This window comes from Corynebacterium sp. NML180780 (assembly GCF_007786415.1).
Lineage (GTDB): Bacteria > Actinomycetota > Actinomycetes > Mycobacteriales > Mycobacteriaceae > Corynebacterium > Corynebacterium gottingense.
In genome coordinates this window covers 61826-79345 of record NZ_VNKN01000015.1, presented here as the reverse complement: position 1 = coordinate 79345, position 17520 = coordinate 61826, and the positions used below count along the sequence as shown (strand labels likewise).

14 protein-coding genes, 1 tRNA gene and 1 pseudogene are annotated in these 17520 nt (G+C 66.8%); 5 read left to right on the top strand and 11 right to left on the bottom strand.

Features of this window, described 5'->3' with window-relative positions:
- Nucleotides 1-233 precede the first annotated feature (233 nt).
- From FPP74_RS10625 to FPP74_RS10600, 6 genes and pseudogenes are all read right to left on the bottom strand, one after another.
- Nucleotides 234-306, bottom strand: a tRNA-Glu gene (locus FPP74_RS10625).
- Nucleotides 307-395: 89 nt separating this feature from the next.
- A pseudogene (gene chrA / locus FPP74_RS10620) lies at nt 396-1585 on the bottom strand (chromate efflux transporter).
- The gene (locus FPP74_RS10615) at nt 1582-2658 is read right to left on the bottom strand and encodes an ABC transporter ATP-binding protein (protein ID WP_144718423.1); all 1077 of its coding nucleotides are present in this window, start codon (nt 2656-2658) and stop codon (nt 1582-1584) included. Before FPP74_RS10615 ends, chrA begins: the two are co-directional and overlap by 4 nt.
- On the bottom strand, nt 2655-4277 hold the full coding sequence (locus FPP74_RS10610; RefSeq protein WP_095553045.1) for an iron ABC transporter permease: 1623 nt from the start codon (nt 4275-4277) through the stop codon (nt 2655-2657). Before FPP74_RS10610 ends, FPP74_RS10615 begins: the two co-directional genes overlap by 4 nt.
- A gap of 13 nt (nt 4278-4290) precedes the next feature.
- Nucleotides 4291-5349 carry an ABC transporter substrate-binding protein gene (locus FPP74_RS10605; protein WP_370511807.1) on the bottom strand — a complete coding sequence of 353 codons (1059 nt, stop codon included), beginning with the start codon at nt 5347-5349 and terminating at the stop codon, nt 4291-4293.
- A gap of 342 nt (nt 5350-5691) precedes the next feature.
- Entirely contained in the window at nt 5692-7662 is a 1971-nt protein-coding gene (locus FPP74_RS10600; protein ID WP_144718421.1) for a metallophosphoesterase, read from the bottom strand.
- A 136-nt stretch (nt 7663-7798) separates the two neighbouring features.
- On the opposite strand from FPP74_RS10600, the gene FPP74_RS10595 reads away from it, so the two are divergent.
- Entirely contained in the window at nt 7799-9487 is a 1689-nt protein-coding gene (locus FPP74_RS10595; RefSeq protein ID WP_095554675.1) for an alkaline phosphatase, read from the top strand.
- Between the two features lie 14 nt (nt 9488-9501).
- On the opposite strand, the gene FPP74_RS10590 is transcribed toward FPP74_RS10595, so the two are convergent.
- Nucleotides 9502-10215: an IclR family transcriptional regulator gene (locus FPP74_RS10590; RefSeq protein ID WP_144718419.1), complete on the bottom strand. Its 714-nt coding sequence runs from the start codon at nt 10213-10215 to the stop codon at nt 9502-9504.
- 49 nt (nt 10216-10264) lie between these two features.
- On the opposite strand from FPP74_RS10590, the gene leuC reads away from it, so the two are divergent.
- Together leuC and leuD are read left to right on the top strand one after the other, a co-directional pair.
- The gene (gene leuC, locus FPP74_RS10585; RefSeq protein WP_144718417.1) at nt 10265-11686 is read left to right on the top strand and encodes a 3-isopropylmalate dehydratase large subunit; all 1422 of its coding nucleotides are present in this window, start codon (nt 10265-10267) and stop codon (nt 11684-11686) included.
- Between the two features lie 40 nt (nt 11687-11726).
- Nucleotides 11727-12317 (top strand): 3-isopropylmalate dehydratase small subunit, encoded by a 591-nt coding sequence (gene leuD / locus FPP74_RS10580; RefSeq protein WP_144718415.1) that lies wholly within the window; start codon nt 11727-11729, stop codon nt 12315-12317.
- A 5-nt stretch (nt 12318-12322) separates the two neighbouring features.
- On the opposite strand, the gene FPP74_RS10575 is transcribed toward leuD, so the two are convergent.
- From FPP74_RS10575 to FPP74_RS10565, 3 genes are read right to left on the bottom strand one after another with little or no spacing between them, the layout of a single operon-like run.
- Nucleotides 12323-12778 carry a YbjN domain-containing protein gene (locus FPP74_RS10575; RefSeq protein ID WP_144718413.1) on the bottom strand — a complete coding sequence of 152 codons (456 nt, stop codon included), beginning with the start codon at nt 12776-12778 and terminating at the stop codon, nt 12323-12325.
- Nucleotides 12778-13275, bottom strand: a complete 498-nt coding sequence (locus FPP74_RS10570) for a YbjN domain-containing protein (protein ID WP_122085611.1) — start codon at nt 13273-13275, stop codon at nt 12778-12780. The genes FPP74_RS10575 and FPP74_RS10570 overlap by 1 nt, the downstream gene beginning before the upstream one ends.
- Before the next feature lie 14 nt (nt 13276-13289).
- Complete coding sequence (locus FPP74_RS10565) at nt 13290-14324, bottom strand: bifunctional NUDIX hydrolase/histidine phosphatase family protein (RefSeq protein ID WP_144718410.1); 1035 nt, start codon at nt 14322-14324, stop codon at nt 13290-13292.
- Between the two features lie 141 nt (nt 14325-14465).
- On the opposite strand from FPP74_RS10565, the gene FPP74_RS10560 reads away from it, so the two are divergent.
- Both FPP74_RS10560 and FPP74_RS10555 read left to right on the top strand, forming a co-directional pair.
- On the top strand, nt 14466-15461 hold the full coding sequence (locus tag FPP74_RS10560) for an NAD(P)H-dependent glycerol-3-phosphate dehydrogenase (protein ID WP_095276170.1): 996 nt from the start codon (nt 14466-14468) through the stop codon (nt 15459-15461).
- Nucleotides 15462-15503: 42 nt separating this feature from the next.
- On the top strand, nt 15504-16550 hold the full coding sequence (locus FPP74_RS10555) for a D-alanine--D-alanine ligase family protein (RefSeq protein WP_144718408.1): 1047 nt from the start codon (nt 15504-15506) through the stop codon (nt 16548-16550).
- 2 nt (nt 16551-16552) lie between these two features.
- Here FPP74_RS10555 and FPP74_RS10550 read toward each other — a convergent pair whose 3' ends face one another.
- Entirely contained in the window at nt 16553-17512 is a 960-nt protein-coding gene (locus tag FPP74_RS10550; protein WP_144718406.1) for a DUF3515 domain-containing protein, read from the bottom strand.
- Nucleotides 17513-17520: the final 8 nt, after the last annotated feature.

The window sequence follows — 17520 nt, the reverse complement described above, 5'->3', positions numbered from 1 at the left end:
GCTGGGCAGGACGAACATAACCCCAGCACAACACACCCAAAAACCACCCATCCCACCCCCAAAAAAGCACACATTTTGTCGCTTAAGTCGACACGCCGAGAAAAGCACACATTTTGTCGCTTAACCCAAATCTAACCCCCGCGACACGCCGAGCCAGACACACATTTTGACCCTTAACCCACAAAAGCCGGACCGGCTTCCACGCTGTGGTGAAAACCGGTCCGGCTACGTTGTACCCCGTACGGGATTTGAACCCGTGTTACCGCCGTGAGAGGGCGACGTCCTAGGCCACTAGACGAACGGGGCTCGTTCGCTGTCCTTGCGACTTTGTAAACAATAAAGGCAGACCCTACCACTTAGCAAATCGCCAGCTCATGACCAGGTTCTCGCGCGGATCACAAGGCGATAAACCCGACTAGCGCCGCGCCGATCACAACGGCCCACGCGGGGGTCTTCCACGACCGCAACGCAACGAAGGCGACCGCGGCGAGCGCCATCGTCGCGGGCCCTCCGATCCCCGAAGTAAACACCGGCGTGTACAGCGCCGCCGCCAGGATTCCCACTACCGCGGCGTTCGCGCCGGCGAGCACGCTGCGGCTTGCCGGGTGGGCACGCAGCTGGTCCCAAAACGGCATCGCCCCCGCCACGAGGAGCGCAGCGGGCAAAAAGATCGCCACCGTGGCCAGGACAGCACCCAGCGCCCAGTGGATGCCGTGTGCGCTCGCGCCGAGGAACGAGGCAAACGTGAACAGCGGCCCGGGCACCGCCTGCGCGGCACCGTAGCCGGCGAGGAAGACGTCCTCGCCCACGAGCCCGTTCGGCACCACGGCCTGTTCCAGCAGCGGCAGCACCACGTGCCCGCCGCCGAAGACGAGGGCGCCAGCGCGGTAGAAGGTATCCACGATGCCGAGGCCGACGTCGCCGCCTCGAGCAATCAACGGCAGCGCGACCAGCAGCCCGGCGAACAGCGCCAGGCACGTCACGCCCACGCCTTTGGACTGCTGGTACACGGCGCGGTCGCGCGACGCAGCATCGGCCGTGCCGCCGTCCCCGCGCAGCAAACCGAACCCGGCCGCCGCGCCGACGAGGATCGCGGCCACCTGGACCCAGGGGCTCGGCACGAGTAAGACCAGCACCATCGCGGACACCGCAATCAGCGCGCGCGACGCGTCTGTCACCAGCGAACCCGCCATCCCAATCACCGCGTGCGCAACCACGGCCACGGCGGCGGCTTTCATCCCGGTGAGCCAGCCGGTGTGGGTGGCGTCGTCAAGCGTGGCGAGCCCCAGGGCGAAGCACACCAGGGCGATTGCCGACGGCAACGTGAAGGCCGCCCACGCCGCCGCCATGCCCAGGTACCCGGCCCGGCGGAGGCCGAGCGCCATGCCGACCTGGCTGGAGGCGGGACCGGGGAGGAACTGGCAGAGCGCGACGAGATCGGCGTACTCGGGATCCGTGAGCCACTTCCGGCGCTCGACAAACTCGTCGCGGAAGTAACCGAGGTGCGCCACGGGCCGCCGAAGGAGGTGCAGCCGAGTTTGAGGAAGACGCCGAATACCTCGGCGACGCTGCCGCGCTGGCTCACTCCTGCTCCTTTGGCGTTGACGCGAAGACCAGTGGTGGGTCGATGCGGACCACTGCGGCGGTGTCGATCTCCGGGCGTGCGCTGCCGGGGGCGAAGGCGCGGAACTCGTGGTCACCCGCGCGCAGCGAGACCGAGTAGCCGTCGCGCTCGTAGAGCGCGGATGTCACGATCATCGTCATCGCCGTCGCTGTCGCGCCGTCGTGCCCGGCGCCGTCGAGGTGGACCATGGATGGCCGGACCGCCACCTCGACTTCGGTGCCGTCCGCCGCGGCGGTGCCCGAGAGCTCGGCGGGCCAGGACAGCTCGGGAAGGCTATCGACGACCACCCGTCCCCCATTGATCCGCCCTGGCAGCACGGTGGCGTCGCCCATAAACGACGCCACCCACGCCGACGCCGGCCGCGCGAGCAGGTCCGCCGGGGCAGCGATCTGTTCGATGACGCCGTCGCGAAGGACCGCGATGCGGTCGGCGATCGCCAGCGCTTCCTTCCGGTCGTGGGTGACGTGGACGGTGGTGAGGTTGTGCGTGCGTGTCAGCGCCACGAGCTCGCGCCGCAGGCCGTCGCGGAGGGGTTCGTCGAGGGCGGACAGGGCTTCGTCGAGAAGCAAAACGCTCGGTCGCGCGACGATGGCACGGGCGAGGGCGACGCGCTGGCGCTGGCCGCCCGACAGCGAGTCCGGTTTGCGCGCGCCGTACCCCGCCAGGCCGACGAGCTCGAGCACCTCTTCGACCCTGCTGCGGCGCTGCGACGCGGGCACCTTGGCCTGCTTGAGGGGGTAGGCCACGTTGGCCTCCACCGTCATGTGCGGCCAGACCGCGTGCTGCTGGAAGACCATGCCCATGTTGCGGTGCTCCGGCGGCACGGCGGACACGTCGCGGCCACCGATGCGGATCGTGCCGGAGGTGGGGCTGAGGAAGCCGGCGAGGGTGCGCAGCAGCGTCGTCTTCCCCGAGCCGGAGGGGCCGACGAGCGCGAGGAACTCGCCGCTCTGCACGGTCGCGTCGAGGTTGTTGAGGCCGACGGTGCCGTCGGGAAACGCCACTGTCAAGTGCTCAAGCTGGATTTCGCTCACTTGGCGCTCCTTTCTGGGTTGCGGATGGTCAGGGCGAGCGCGACGATGCCAATGACGGCGAACATGAGCGCCAACGCGGACGCCTGGTTGTAGTTGCCGGATTGCTGCAGGTTAAACAGCTGCACACCGATCGTGGTCGTGCCGGGCGCGATGAGCAGAATGGAGACGGTGAGTTCCCGCACCGCGGTGACCGCAACCAGCACCGCGCCGGAGACGACCGCGGGGATGGCCATGCGGCCGGTCGTATCAAGCATGGCGCGGAGCCGGCCAGCACCGGAGATGCGCGCCGCCTCCTCCACCGCGGCTGGCATGGACGCCAGCGGGGCACGCACTGCCTGCAGCACGAGCGCGGTGAACGCGCACACGTACGCCAGGAGGATCACCCACCGGGTGTTGTACAGGTCGGTGTAGCGGCCGTAGATGACCCATCCGACGCCGATGATCAGCCCGGGCAGCGCCGTCGGGAGCAGCACGATCAGCGTCAGGGCGGTGTTCGAGCGCGCCCGTGTGCGGGTGACCAACAACCCGACTGCCCAACCAAGCAGGCCGCACAGCAGCGCAGCACCTAGCGCGAGGGTGACCGAATTGGTGAAGCCCTCGATGACACGCGGGTTCTCCAGGGTGGACTGGAAGTTCGACAGCGAGATGTTTTCCAGCGTAAATGGCACGCCCGGTGCGGGAAGCAGCGCGCGGTACGTCAGGCCGATGAGCGGCCCGAGGGTGAGCGCCAGCGCGACGATCCAGGCGACGACGGACACCGCCGCCCGCGACTTCCCCAGCGGCAGCGGCATCGACGCGCCAGTGTGGGTGGTGTTCGCGGCCCGGGCGGAGACGACGTAGTCCGCGACCACCGCCACGATCCCGAGGACAAGCAGCACCGTGCCGATGGTGGAGACCACCTGCAGCGGGTTGGCCACGATGCCTGACTCCATCATGCGGTAGACCATGGTGGCCAGCGTTTCGAAGCGGACAGGCGAGCCCAAGATCGACGGGATTCCAAAGTCGGCCAGGTTCGACACCGCGGTCAGCGTAAACGCGCTGAGGAACGCGGGGCCGAGCAGCGGCAGCGTGACCGTCCGCAGCACGCGGGCGTTGCCGGCGCCACTGATCCGCGCGGCGAGCTCCAAGTCGGCGGGGATGGAGCGCAGCGCCGCCGCGACGATGACGTACACCAGCGGGTAGGAGTGCAGCGTCATGAGGAAGATCACGCCGTCCGCTCCGTAGAGGTTCCAGATCTCGCGGCCGAACACAGCGTTGAGGCCCTGGTTGTTGCCAAACAGCTGCAGCCAAGAAATCGCACCAACAAACGGCGGGACGAGCAGCGGCGACAACAGCAGGATCCGCAGCGCGCCTTTGCCGTACACGTCCGTTCGCTCGAGCAGCAGCGCCACTGCCCCGCCGAGAAGCACCGCAAAGGCTGACGACGCCAACGTGGTCACCGCCGAGTTCAGCGTCGCCTTTCCAAGGCCTTGCTCCAGCAGGAGCGGAATCTGGTTACCGCCGAGCGCGAGCGACACGACGAGCGCGAGCGGGGTGAGAAACAGCGCGGCGACGACCAGCCACACGCCGAGGCGCGCGAGGCCGACGCCGGTGATACGGCGAGAGGTGGTAGTGGGCACGGTAATAGTCGGGCTACTTCACCGCGTTCTGGAAGAACGAGACCGCGTCCTCGCGGTCGTTGGTCACCGACTCGAGGTCGGCCTCCATCAGCGGGATGTCCTTGAGGCTCGGTGCGTCGCCAGGTGTGCCCACCGAATCAATCACCGGCAGGTAGTTCTGCTCCACCGCCAGCTTCTGGCCCTCCTCAGAGAGCACGAAGTTGATGTAGCGCTGCGCAGCGTCTTGCGCATCGGAGTCCTTGAACACGGCGATGGGCTCGGTGATAAACGGCGCACCCTCCTCCGGGTAGGACGTCGCGATCGGGGACCCCGCATCCGCCAGGTCGCGCACCAGGTAGTCCACCACAACGCCCACCGGGTGGCCGCCGCCCGCGATCTCCTGCGAGGTCGGGCCGTTGGACTTGGCAATCATCGGCTGGTTTGCGCCCAGCTTGGTGATCCACTCGTCGCCCAGCGCCTCGTTGCCCTTCCACACGGTCGCGTTGTACGCGGCGGCGCCAGACACGGATGGGTCCGGCATGACGATCTTGCCCTGATACTCCGGGTCGGTCAGCGCCTGCCAGGAGGCGGGCGCGTTGCCCTGGTCGTACACGCCGGTGTTGTAGGCAATCACCGTCGGGATGATGCGGGTACCCACGTACATGTTGTCGGCGTCCTGCGCCTCCTCGATCACCTTGGAGGTGTCCACGTCCTTCAGCTCAGCCAGGTCGCCCGCCTCCTTGTACGTCTCAAAGGTCGGCGCGTCGGCGGCCCAGAAGATGTCGGCCTCGATGCTGCCCGCGGTCTTCTCCGCCTCAAGGCGCGCGGTGAGGTCGCCGGTGCCAGCGCGGTAGACCTCCACGTTCACGTCCGGGTTGGCCTTCTCAAAGGCCTGGTTGATCTCGTCCACCTTCTCTTCCGGCTCGGAGGTGTACACGGTGATCGTGGTCTCGCCGCCATCGGCCGCGGCCGTGGACCCGTTCTCGGTGGAATCCTCAGCGGAAGGTTCGGAGCAGCCAACCAGCAGCGCCGCCACGGATCCCGTGGCAAACAGGGCGGTCAGGGTGGTTTTCGCAGTCATGCGCATGTCAATCGTTCCTCGCACTCGGCCATTTTTAACGACCAATACCGTAGCAAGGACCCGGGTACTTCGCAGCGCGAACACACTAATGCGCTTTTGTCGTGTGGGCCGTAACTGGCCCGGCGTGCCGGCGGGGTGCAGTTTGGACTGTTTGACGAAGTCAGGTTGACGAGATCACGGAGTTTTTCCAGCGTCTTCGTCACGGGGTTCTCGTCAACTGGGCACCGTCGGGGCGGCTCCGGATTCACACACCCCTGCCTGGACGTCGCCGATTCCGGGCGCTTCATACACAATGCGCCGCCCCTGGCCCCTCGTGGAGGCAGGCGGCGGCGCAAAGCGGCAATGGCCGTTGAGCTAGATGTTGAAGTAGTTGCGGATCTGCTGCACCAGGTCGGGGTACTGGTGGGCGAAGATGCCGGCGATGACGGCGAGCAGGGAAGCGAACAGACCGAGCGCGAGCAGGACGGCGCCGGCGACGCTGCTGCCGCTCGATGCGCCTTCGGTGTCGTCGCTCGGCTTCTCGCTTGGCTGCTGGTCCGGCTTCTCGCTTGGGTGCTGGTCCGGCTTCTCAGTGGGCTCGGCGGTGGTGGTCACCGTGGCGTGTGCGGTGGTGGCGACGGTTTTCTCTACCGTCTCCTTGACGGTTTCTTTCGCGGTGGAGGACACCTCCTCCGTGCGCGTGATGGTGGTGGGCACCAGCTTGGTGGTGGTTTTCTCCACCTCCTCGCGCACGGTCGTCGGGACCGCAGTAGTCACCGTGGTCGGGGCCGGGGAGCCCTTGGTGATCGTGGTCGGGACCTCGGTGGTCTTGTCCACCGTCTGCGTCGTGGTGACCGGCTTTTCCACGGTGGTGGTGACCACGCTGGTCTTCGGCTCCTGCCGCACGGTGGTCGTTGCCGTCGTCGTCTCGGCCGGGCTGGTCTTGCCCGTGGTCGGCGTCGCCTGCGCGGAGGTCGCGGAGGTCGTGGCCTCGGACGGCTTGGCCGGGGTGGTGGTCTCCTCCGGCTTCGCCGCGTCCTTCTTCTGCAGCGTGACTTGATCGACCGTGTACGGGGTATTGATGTTGTAAGTGGTCAGCTTCAGGGACTCCGGGGAGACATCGATGCTGGTGTAGTCCGGGTTGTAGTCCTGGCGCCAGCGGGCCGTGGACTTGTGCACAAGGTCCGTCGCGCGCTCCTCGCGGATGCGCGGGTGCTTCTCCTTGTTCTCGTCCTGGAAGTCGTAGTACTTGCCACCGGTCGCGGTGGTGGAGGTGACGTAGAGGACCTGGTTCTCGTCCGGGATGAGTACGTCCCCCGCCTTCGCCGCGCTTTCAGGGACGACGGGGTCGGCGCCGTTCATGAGGTGGGTGCGGGTGTAGATGTGGTCGTGGCCGCTGAGGACGAGGTCCACGCCGGCGCTGGACAGCTCTGGGGTGAGCTCGTTGCGCATACGCACGACGTCATTGTCGGTGTAGTGGGTGCCCTGGGAGAATGGCGCCTGGTGAATGCCGGCGATCACCCAGTCCGCGTCCTTGCCCTGCTCGGCGATGGTCTTCTTTACAAACTCCGCGTGCTTCTGAATGTCTTCGCTGGAGCTGCGGTTGCCGTCCAGGCCGATGAACAGCACGTTGTTGTAGGTGAAGAAGTAGTCGGTGGTATCGGCGTCCTCGTTGGGGAGGTAGAAGCCGTCGTCGAAGATGCTGGCCGGGGCGTAGGTCTCGTGGTTGCCGCGCAGCACGGCGAGGCGGTACTCCTTGAGCTTCTCCGGAGCCAGGAACGCCTTCATCTGCTGGTTCGGCGCACCCCAGCCCTCGATCTGGTCGCCCAGATGCATGATGAATGCGGAATCCGGGTGCTCAGAGGTGGCGGTAGTGACTGCCTTGTCCCAGGCGGCGGCCTGCTCATCGATCTTGGTGTCCACACCGATCTGCGCGTCTGCGAACGCGAGGAAGTTCCAGGAATCCGACTCCTCGCCGGTGGTGAAGGTCGCCTCATCGGTCCAACCGATCTTGTCGCTGCCAATGCGGTAGGTGTACTCAGTCTCCGGCTCGAGGTTGGTCATCAGCGCCTCGCGGGGGCCCTTTTCCGACGTCACGCTCTGCTTCGACGACGGATCGTCGCTTTTCCAGTACTCGAGGTACTGCTCGCCGAGTCGCGCGGACTGCCAAGCGACGTTCGCCTGGGTCTCGTCAGCGCCGATACCGAGGGCGACGCGGTCGACCGCATTGGTCGCGGCGTGCGCCGTGGGCACTGCGACGGGAGCGGCGAAGAGGGACACTGCAAGTGCGGCTGCGAGTGCGCCGCGGCGGGCGGGGGAACGGTGAGGGGTACGTATGAAGGCCATGGTCCTTTACTTAATCTGAAGATTCTGAACAGGCGGTTACGTGCAAAGCAGCGGAAAGCTGAAATTTAAGTGAACAGTAACTTACTTTGCGCTGTTCGTCTTGCGGAGGCGTGAGCGTTGGGTAAAAGTAGCGGTCATGAGCTCAGAGTTTCGTGTGAATCGTCGCGTCGTCCTGCAGGCGGCCGCAGCGTCCGCTGCCGCCGCTGCTGTGGGGGCCACCGGGGCGTACGCCGCCCGCACCGGTACCGTCTCCACCCCGGAAACACCCACCACTGCGGACCAGTGGGGCCTGCCGTTCCTGCACGGTGTCGCGTCCGGTGACCCGCTGCCGGACCGGGTCGTGCTCTGGACGCGCGTCACCCCGTCGCGCGAGGCGCTACCGGGTTCTGGGCTGGGCGAAGACGTGGAGCTGGAGTGGCAGCTGGACACCTCGGAGGACTTCAAGAAGCCGAAGACGGGCTCCGTCATGGCGGTGGCGTCCTCGGACCACACCGTGCACGTGGACCCGACCGGACTGAAGCCGGAGACGGAGTACTTCTACCGCTTTGTCGTGAAAAGCGGCGAGCATGAGGGAGCGGTCTCTCCGGTCGGGCGCGCGCTGACGGCGCCGAAGGAGGACGCGGACCTGGATCAGCTCAACCTGGCCATCGCCTCCTGTGCCAACTGGGAATCCGGGTACTTCCGGGCGTATGCGGACATGGCCGAGCGCGGACGCAGTGGCGAGATCGACCACGTGGTCTTCTTGGGCGACTACATCTACGAGTACCCCACGGGCGAGTACGCGGGCAAGAGCGGTGTCGCCCGTATGCACCACCCGGAGTGGGAGATCACCACGCTGGAGGACTACCGCCAGCGCTACGGGCGCTACCGTACGGACCTCAACCTGCAGGCGGCGCACGCGGCCTGCCCGTGGATCGTGGTGTGGGATGACCACGAGGTGGCCAACAACAACTGGCGCGAAGGCGCGGAGAACCACACGGACGGCCGCGTGGAAGGGCAGTTTGACGAGCGCCGCGACGCCGCGATGCAGGCCTATTTTGAGTGGCTTCCGGTCCGCGCGGAATCCTTGTCGGGCGAGCGCCGCATCTACCGCCGCTTCAACTTTGGCAAGCTTGCGCAGCTGACCATGATGGACCTGCGCACCTACCGCGACGAGGAGTCCGGCAGCGACCACTTCGACGATCCGGATCGCACGATGCTGGGCAGCGAGCAATTTAATTGGCTTGCCGAGCAGCTGCAGGAATCCAACGCTCGCTGGGACGTGCTGGGCAACTCGGTGATGATTTCCCCGATGCGCTTTGTCACCATCGCGGACAACGACAAGGCGAATGAAGCCGTCGGGTTCATTAAGGAGCGCTCCACCGGTATCGCGGTCAACTCGGACCAGTGGGACGGCTACGCCGCCGAGCGCAACCGCCTGCTTACGATGCTGGATGAGCAGGAGAGCAATGTCTTGTTCCTCACCGGCGACATCCACTCCGAGTGGGCGAACTCCATCTCCTCGACCTACGGCGAGATCGGCTGCGAGATGGTCACCACCTCCATCTCGGCGCCCAACGTGGACGAGATTCTCACCAGCGCGTTTGGCACCTACCACGAGGAGGACAACTCCACCTCGCTGCTGGTAGAAAAGGTCATTCGTGACAACAACCCGTGGGTCAAGCACATCGATTTTGACGGTCACGGGTACGGGGTCGCCAGCATCCACCACGACTACGTCGACATGCTCTACTACCGCGTGTCCGACGTCGAGGACCCGGACGCCACCGTGTCGCTCGCACACGAGCAGCAGTGGCGCATTGGCGAGGGCTTCGTCGAGGCCTAACTTAGAGGCCTAACTTAGAGGGCGGCCTCGAGCCGGCCGCGGGCGCTTAAGAGCTCCGCGCCCCACTTGTCGGCGGGGCTGGGGGAGAACCGCTCCGCCGGGCCGGAGACAGAGAGCACCGCGATAATCGAGCCGTCGGGGTCGCGCACCGGCGTCGAGACGGACGCGAGGCCGACCTCGCGCTCGGCGACGGATTCTGCCAAGCCCGTCTCGCGCACGGAGTCCAGTTCGGAGGCGGGGAACGGGGTAGCGTCGATAAGCGCATGTGCGGCGTAGACTCGCGCGGCCGACCCCGCGGTGAGCGAGAGCTGCGAGCCGACCGGCACGGTGTAGGTCAGGCCGGCCGCGGGTTCCTCGGCGGCGATGCACGTGCGGGTGTCGCCGGTGAGCTCGTAGAGCTGGACCGCCTCGCCGGTCGTGGCGACGAGTTCGCGCATGATGGGCGACGCCGCACTGAGCAGCCGCGGCGGCGTACCCGAAGAGAGCGACTCGAGCGCGGGGCCCACCGTCCAGGCTCCCGTGTCGGTGCGCGCGAGGATGTGGTGGACCTCGAGCGCGGTGGCAATGCGGTGGGTGGTGGCCCTGGGCAGCCCCGTGTCCTCGCTGAGTTGCGCGAGGGTCTTGTCGCCCCGCGCGACCGAGCGGACGATTGCTACGGAACGGTCGAGCACTTTGATGCCGGAGTCTTCGCTATACTGTCTCACGTAATGGATAGTAGCATCTCGCATTTTGGGAAGCAGCGCTTCTCGACGGTGCGTTGACCCAAGGAGAATCACCATGGAGCAACAGCCCCTGACGCTGGCCGAAAAAGTGTGGAACGACCACGTCGTTTCCGCAGGCAAGGGCGACGAGCCCGACCTTATCTACATCGACTTCCAGCTGCTCCACGAGGTCACCTCCCCGCAAGCGTTTGACGGACTGCGCATGGCCGGGCGCCCCATGCGCCGCCCCGAACTGCACCTGGCCACCGAGGACCACAACGTGCCCACGGAAGGCATCGTGAACGGCAACCTGCTGGAGATCTCCGAGCCGACGTCGCGCACCCAGGTGGAGACGCTGCGCAAGAACTGCGAGGAATTCGGCGTGACGCTACACCCGATGGGTGACGTCAAGCAGGGCATCGTCCACACGGTCGGCCCGCAGCTGGGAATCACCCAGCCCGGCATGACGATTGTGTGCGGCGACTCGCACACCTCGACGCACGGCGCGTTCGGCTCCATCGCCATGGGCGTCGGCACCAGCGAGGTCGAGCACGTGATGGCGACGCAGACCCTGTCGCTCAAGCCGTTTAGGACGATGGCCGTTGAGGTCACCGGCGAGCTTGCCGAGGGCGTGAGCGCGAAGGACCTGATTCTGGCCATCATCGCCAAGATCGGCACCGGTGGCGGGCAGGGCCACATCATCGAGTACCGCGGCGAGGCGATCCGCAAGCTGTCGATGGAAGCGCGCATGACCATCTGCAACATGTCCATCGAGGCGGGCGCGCGTGCGGGCATGGTCGCCCCGGACGAGACGACGTTCGAATACGTCAAGGGCCGCGAGTACGCGCCGAAGGGCGCCGACTGGGACGCGGCCGTCGAGTACTGGAAGACGCTTCCCACGGACGAGGGCGCCACCTTTGACACCGTCGTCGAGATCGACGGCTCGGCGCTCACCCCGTTTGTCACCTGGGGCACGAACCCCGGCCAGGGCCTCCCGCTGGGTGAAAACGTGCCGGACCCGGAGGGCTTCACCGACGACAGCTCGAAGCAGGCCGCCGAGAAGGCGCTCGCGTACATGGACCTCACCCCGGGCACGCCGCTGCGGGACATCGTCATCGACACCGTCTTCCTCGGCTCCTGCACCAACGCGCGCATCGAGGACCTGCGTGCCGCCGCCGAGGTCGTGCGCGGCCGACGCATTGCCGACGGCACCCGCATGCTCGTTGTGCCGTCGTCCACACTGGTCAAGCAGCAGGCCGAAGAGGAGGGCCTGGACGCGGTCTTCACCGAGTTCGGCGCGGAGTGGCGCACCGCCGGCTGCTCGATGTGCCTGGGGATGAACCCGGACCAGCTGGCGCCGGGGGAGCGGTCGGCGTCGACAAGCAACCGCAACTTTGAGGGCCGACAGGGCCCCGGCGGGCGCACCCACCTGGTCTCGCCGCTGGTGGCCGCCGCGACTGCGGTGACCGGGCACCTGGCCAGCCCCGCGGATCTCTAAGCCCATAAGCACTCACACACGACAACGAGGAGTACACATCATGGAGAAGTTCACCACCCACACCGGCGTTGGGGTGCCGCTGACCAGGTCAAACGTCGATACGGACCAGATCATCCCCGCCCGCTACCTCAAGCGAGTTTCCCGCACCGGTTTCGAGGACGGCCTGTTCTCCAACTGGCGCGAGAACCAGCCGGACTTCGTGCTGAACCAGGAGGACTTCGCGGCAGGCTCGGTGCTGTTCGCCGGCCCCGACTTCGGCACCGGATCCTCGCGCGAGCACGCCGTGTGGGCGCTCATAGACTACGGCTTCAAAGCCGTCTTTAGCCACCGGTTTGCTGACATCTTCCGTGGTAACGCCGGCAAGGCCGGCCTGCTCGCGGGCATCATGAGCGAGTCAGACATCGAGCTGATCTGGAAGCAGCTGGAGCAGACGCCGGGTTTGGAGGCCACGGTCTCGCTCGCGGACCGCACGGTCACCGTCGGCGAGAACACGTACACCTTCGACATCGACGACTACACCCGCTGGCGCCTGATGGAAGGGCTGGATGACATCGGGCTGACGCTTCGCGACGAGCCCGCGATCCAGGTCTTCGAAGCGAAGCGCCCCGCGTTCAAGCCGGCGGTGCGCTAGTCGCGCTACTCCGGCAGGTTTTCCAGCGCCTCCGGGGCGAACTCCTTGAGGAACGCCTTGGAGGCGTTCACCAGGCCGAGCACGCCGCGGTCCACGAAGTCGCGGAACTGCTCGTCGGTGTGCTTCCAGTGGCACGGCAGCGCGTAGGTCACGCCCAGCGCGGCGAGGTCGCGTTCCGGGTCCTCCAGCGCCACCGCAGTGGGGAAGGAGCGCACGTTGTTGAACTCCTCGCACCAGGTCAATACCTCGTCGAAGCGGGATGCGGTGACCTCGCTGACGCCGACGGTGGTAAACAGCACGATCGAGTTCGACGTGTACGAGATTTCCATCGAGATGCCCGCGAACCCGGTCTGGAACGAATCCGGGTTCTCGGAGTCGGTGTAAGTCCAGCCCTGCTGCTGGAAGTACTCGCGCACGCGGTCCAGGTCGGTGTTGCGGTAACCGGTTGTGTGGTCGGCCATTACTGTGCCCCCTCGTCGGATGCGTCGGATGCGTCGGATGCAGTGCTGGATTCGGCGGAACGCTCGCGCGCGATGTCGTCGCGAAGCTCGCTGAGTTCCTCGTTGAGCGCATCGGTGGCGTATCGCAGCATGGAAAAGTAGAAGTCCAGCATGCGCTTGAGCTGCTCGTCCTCTGCGCCGCCGTTGGGGAAGAACGGGGAATCGACGAAGGCCAGCAAGGCGTCGTCTTCCCACGGGGTGGGGTGAATGCGCAGGCGGGGCAGGGAGCGGTTGATGGTGTTCACGCAGCGTCGCAAAGCTTGCTTGTCTTCTTCGGTGCGGGCGGTACCCAGCCACCGGGCGACGATGTTGAACATATCGCCGTCGAAGCGGAAGAAGCACACCGCGCTGGGGAACGCGGTGACCGTCATGTCGTCCGACTCGCTGCGGTAGTGCTTGAGGCCCAGCTCGTCCAGTGTGGCCTCGACGCGCTCCTGCGTAATCGGGGCGAAAGCCATAATTGTCCTTTCTGCTACTTCACCGGTAGCGCCGAAGGCAGGTAATCCGCACCCGAGAGCTGGCCCTTGTGGAACGTCAGCGACCACACCGAGCCCTTTTTCGCGTTGATTTCCGTATCAATCGGCAGCGTACCGCTTGCTGCCAACCACGCTATCAGCCCCGGGATGGCCTCGCCTTGGCTGCAAATCACGCTCGTGCCCTCGGCGTTGATCACGTCCTCGAACGCGCGTTTCGCGCCGACCATATCGCCCAGCCAGGCCTGGTCCCCGAAGCGAGGGTCGACGGTGACGTCCAGGCCAAGTTCGTCCGCAAGCGGCTCGACGGTGGCCTGGCAGCGGTCCGGCTCCGCCGAAAAGATGCGGGTGGGTGCGAAGGGGGAGAGCATCGGCACCAACATTTCCGCCTGGCGGCGGCCCTTCTTGTCCAGCGGGCGCAGATTGTCGTCCCCGGACCACTTCGCGCGCTCGTGCGCGCGAGCATGGCGCACGAGGAGGATGCGGGTATCCGCGGAGCGAGCAAAGCGCTTCTGTGCCTTCTCCAGCACCTGGCGGTCCAGGTTGTAGCTCATCAGCGGTTTCGCCTCGGGGATGGGCAGCCAGCGGATCTCGTCCACCTCGTCGTTCGGGGTGAACTCGCCACCGGTGACCTCGCCCGTCCAGTAGTAGACCACCTTTGTGGTGTGCTTCACCGGGTAGATGGTCTTGCCCAGCAGCTTGCCCAGGCGCACCTCGTAGCCGGTCTCCTCGCGGATCTCGCGCACCGCGGTGACCACCAGGGACTCGCCGGGGTCGAGCTTGCCCTTGGCCAGGGACCAGTCGTCGTAGTGCGGGCGGTGGATGCACGCCACCTCGATGGATTCCGGTTGGGTGCGGTCGCCGCGCCACAGCACCGCGCCCGCGGCCAGGGTGGTGCGGGGGAACTCGTCCAGCGGGCGCGTCGGGATCTCCTGGTGGCGCCCGGTGAGGAACATCTCCCCGGCGATGTCCTTGTGCTGCTCGTGCAGTTTCCCCTTGCGCGGCGCGCCCGCGCGCGATTTCTTGTCAGCCATACCCGCTATTTTTGCGCACGCTGTGCTCGCGCGCCAATGCGCCCGCTGCGCCCGCGTGCCGCGCACGGCGTGCAAAACTCTTGATAGGCTGACAAAGTTTGTTGAGGCACAGCGAGGAAGAATGAGGAAGGCAGCAACGCAATGGTGAATGTGGCAGTGCTCGGCGCCGGGTCGTGGGGCACCACGCTGGCAAAGGTCTTCGCCGACGCCGGCAACGCGGTAGACCTCTGGGCGCGCCGCCCGGAGCTCGCCCGCACGATAGAGACCACGCGCGAAAACCCCGACTATTTGCCGGGCATCACGCTTCCCGACGCCGTGCGCCCCACCTCCGACGCCGCAGCCGCACTCGGCGCGGACATCGTCGTCTTCGCGGTGCCGAGCCAGACGATGCGCGACAACCTCACCGGGTGGGCGCAGCATTTGCGCACCGATTCGACGCTGCTGTCCATCTCCAAGGGCATCGAATCGGACACGCACCTGCGTATGTCTCAGATCATCGGCGAGGTCACCGGCGCGACCGAGGACCGCATCGCCGTGCTCTCCGGCCCGAACCTGGCCAAGGAGGTCGCGCTCGAGCAGCCGGCCGCCACCGTCATCGCCTGCTCCGACCTCAACCGCGCAAAGCTGGTGCAGGCCGCCTGCGCGACGAACTACCTGCGCCCGTACACCAACGAGGACGTCGTCGGCTGCGAGATCGGCGGGGCGACCAAGAACGTCATCGCGCTCGCCTGCGGCATGGCCTCCGGCCAGGGCCTCGGCGAGAACACCTTGGCCTCGCTGATCACGCGCGGCCTCGCGGAAATCACCCGCCTCGGCACGGAGCTGGGCGCGGACGCCCGCACGTTCTCCGGGTTGGCCGGCCTGGGCGACCTCGTCGCCACGTGCTCATCGCCGCTGTCCCGCAACCGCACGTTCGGCGCCGCGCTGGGCAAGGGGGCCACGATCGAGGAGGCGAAGGCTGCGACGAAGGGGCAGGTCGCGGAGGGCGTCGTGTCGTCGAGAAGCATCTTCCAGCTCGCGCAGGAGCGGGGCGTGGACATGCCGCTGACCCAGGCGGTGTACGCCGTGTGCCACAAGGGCGTGAAGGTGCCGGAGACGATTGCAGCGTTGATGGGGCGGAGCAAGAAGTCTGAGTAGCTGGGGAGCTGGCTGGGCAGCTGGCTGGTGTAGTCTCGATCTGTGATTCGTATAGCCGTCATTTACGGTGGCCAGTCCACCGAGCACTCGATTTCCTGCATCTCGGCCGGCGCAGTCATGGCGCACCTCTCGTCCGAGCGCTACGAGATTTACCCCGTGGGCATTACGCGCAGCGGCGCCTGGGTGGAGGGCGCGCTCGACCCGGTCGCGGGCGCCACGCTGCCGGAGGTATCAGGGAAGCGCGAGGTGGCGCTCTCACTCAACCCGGACCGGCGCGGCGTGTTCGTCGACGCGGCAAGCGGCGAGGCCCTGGCTCAGGTCGACGTTGTCTTCCCGGTCCTGCACGGCAGGTTCGGCGAGGACGGCACCATCCAGGGCCTTCTCGAGATGGCCGGCGTGCCCTACGTCGGCCCCGGCGTCCTCGCCTCCGCGTGCGGCATGGACAAGGAGTACACGAAGAAGCTTGTGCGGGCAGAGGGGGTCGCTGTCGCCGAGGAGGTGGTGCTGCGCGCAGGGCAGACGCTTGACGACGCCCAGCGTGCCCGCCTCGGACTGCCCGTCTTTGTCAAACCTGCCTCGGGTGGTTCGTCGATTGGCGTGTCCAAGGTGGAGTCGTGGGAGGCCCTAGACGAGGCGATCGCGCTCGCCCACGAATCGGACGGCAAGGTTCTCGTCGAGTCGGAGCTGCACGGTGACGAGGTTGAAGTCGGCGTCATCGAGCACCCGGACGGGCGCATTGAAGCGAGCGTGCCCGCCAGGCTCAACGGCACCGAGGATTCCGCCGAGGGCTTCTACGGGTTCGAGACGAAGTACCTGGACAACGAGGTCACCGCGACCATTCCCGCGCCCTACGACGAGGCAACGATCGCGGAGCTCAAGCGGCTCGCGCTGCGCTGCTTCGAGGCGCTGGACTGCAAGTCCCTGGCCCGCATCGACTTCTTCGTTACCAAGGACGGCCCGGTGCTCAATGAGATCAACACCATGCCCGGGTTCACCCCGATTTCCATGTACCCGCAGGTGTGGCAGGCCAGCGGGCTGGCGTACCCAGACCTGCTGGACCTGCTGGTCACCACCGCACTGAAGCGGTAGCGCTAGCCCTGCTCCGGCAGCTGCTCGGCGATGAGCGCGGAGAGGTTCGAGATTGCCTCGTTGCCCGCCGATTGCGGCAGCGACACCGCCACGCCCGTCGCGCGCCCCAGCGCGTACCAGGTCGAGGCGGTTGTCCCGTTCGCCAGCGTCGTGTCCTCGAACCAGGGGACCTCATCCACCTGTGAGAGATGCGCCCCCGCGGCGTAGCTTGCCGGGTCCGCGACACCGCAGCGCACCACGATTGGCTCCTTGCCGTCCGCGATCCAGCCGATGACGTGGGCGGACTCGGGGACGTCGCGAGGCGCGCTGCGGCGGTAGCCTTCGGCAATCGAGTCGGGGGCGGCGTCCGTGAGCGCGCGGCACGAGTCCGCCGCGCCCGACTCGTCGGCAGCGAGCTGCGTCAGCGGCGCCGGCGCGTAGACGTGTTGCTGCGCCGGCAGCCCGGAGAGGTCCAGGCCGTCGAGCGGGGTGTCATCGCGCCCGAGGGATGCCTCGTCGGCGGTGACGGCCACGGCGGGCTCGCGGTCCACGGTGTACCAGGTGGACATGGTGGAGCCGGGGGTGGCGTCGTCGACGCGCAGCCAGCGGGCGCCCGCGGCCTCGAAGGTCAGAGGCTCGACGTACGCGGTGTACTGCTGCGGCATGGCCACCCCGCAACGCAGGGTCACCCGCTCGGTGGAGGAGGACTGCCACGCGGCAGCGCCCTCGGGCGCGGGGTCCGCAAGTGCTGCGCGGCGGTGGGAGAGGAGGCGGTTAGGGAGGGCGTCGATAAGCGTGCTGCACTCCTGAGACCCGGCCTGCGGCGAGTCGAGTTGGGGCATCGCTACCGGCTGGTTCGTCGCCTGGGTAGCCACGAAACGCGCCCCGCCGAGCACCGCCACAACGAAGACGACGGCGAGCCCAAGGCTGACGTACACCGCTGTTCTATTAACCTGTGATTCGTTCGCCGGGGAAGCACTCATGGCGTCAC